3 protein-coding genes are annotated in these 1,466 nt (G+C 29.8%); all 3 read left to right on the top strand.

Features of this window, described 5'->3' with window-relative positions; all coding sequences use genetic code 11:
* Positions 1–88 precede the first annotated feature (88 nt).
* Positions 89–373, top strand: coding sequence for a hypothetical protein (locus tag QVO42_RS06535; protein WP_022425342.1), 285 nt, complete (start codon positions 89–91; stop codon positions 371–373).
* Positions 374–674: 301 nt separating this feature from the next.
* On the top strand, positions 675–851 hold the full coding sequence (locus tag QVO42_RS06530; protein ID WP_022425341.1) for a hypothetical protein: 177 nt from the start codon (positions 675–677) through the stop codon (positions 849–851).
* 20 nt (positions 852–871) lie between these two features.
* Positions 872–1,466: hypothetical protein (locus QVO42_RS06525; RefSeq protein WP_288163984.1), on the top strand; the 595-nt coding region annotated here is incomplete at its 3' end.

The raw sequence follows: 1,466 nt of genomic DNA, 5'->3' as shown, positions 1-1,466 counted from the left end.
GTTTTGACAACTAGGAGGTCATTTCATATTATCTAAAGAATTAGAAAAGTATAGTGAATTACTTGAAACTGGAACAGCTACAGAATATGTGGATATTAAAGAAAGCGATGGGCTGATTTCTATGGCTTATCTATATCAAGATAAAGAGTTAATAGAAAGACATGGTATAGGGGTTATTATTGGTAAGCAATACTATAGGATAGGAATAGCCCCTGAAATCGGTACAACATTAAATGAAAATTCAAAAATCATAAAGATCACAGACAATGAAATAGAATTCACATTTAATTTAAATAATGATACAGAAAAAAAGCGTTTAATAGTCCAAACTGAAAATAATGATATTCATTTTAAGTTAGAGGATGTATCATAAATCCTATCTTTTGAATAAAAACGGAAAAGCATAATAGTTGCTACAGTAGTGTTTGAATTATAATTAATCTATTATTCGAAATTAGTGAGGTCTTGCGTTTTATTCGCAAAAAGTGTATTTAAATCCTGTTTTCTTGAATGTAACAAATTAAGTTATATATTGTAGATATACGATATCACATAAGAGAAAGGAGGATAAGAAATGTTGAAGGTAGTAAATAATAGCAGAGCAAAAAAAGTTATGAAGTATTTTACATAGTAGAAAGTTAATCACAAATTATGCATAGAAGGAGTGGATACTTATGAAAAAGAAAGATTTGATTCGCATTGTATATGAAAAAATTATGCTTGCTATTGGTGTTATGATTGCTAATTTAGTAATGAATGAAACAATGACAGTATGTATAGTTAGTACAGTATTAGTAGTAGGTATTACGCTTATATTTGACATAATACAGTTAAGAAATAAAACACAATGATACTTTGGAAACCTGCTTCTTTGAGGCAGGTTTTTACTGCTATTCCAGATAGAAATAGCTTTGGAGAAGTATGTCTATGTAATACCTGCTTACAACAAGTACCTAATCTCACAATCACATCAACTAAACTGAAAAGTACTCATCTTTCTACAAAGCTGCTAGATGAAGCTATTCAGGCAATTGATCAACAGTTAGATAAAGGTTATTTTTCTCAAGATATCAAAGAAGGAATTCATACATATTTTGACAAGTATTATAGACAACGTCAAAGTATGGAAGAACAAAAAGAAATCACCTCAAAACTAGATCAAATCATAGAAAAAAATACTTCTAATGATTCGAAGACGGAAGATAAGTTCACAGAATTATTGGAAGAAAGAAATAATGATTATAATTTAGATTCCATTTTAGAATGTAATGATCTCTATGAATATGATGTAGTCACTGTTCATGATTCTCAAGGTAGAACAGATACAAATAATTTAAAGAAAACATTAATCAGATATAGTGTACAGGGCTGGAGACTAAAGGCAGCTTTCGCAAATGAAATAGGCAGTAATATGGTAGGTGGTGCTATTGTAGGCGTTGGTATAGGAAGCAATAGTACAAGTGCTG

This window comes from Catenibacterium sp. CAG:290 (assembly GCF_000437715.1).
GTDB classification, from domain to species: domain Bacteria; phylum Bacillota_I; class Bacilli_A; order Erysipelotrichales; family Coprobacillaceae; genus Catenibacterium; species Catenibacterium mitsuoka_A.
Note: the sequence above shows the minus strand (reverse complement) of the source record. Positions and strands in the feature narration are given on the sequence as shown.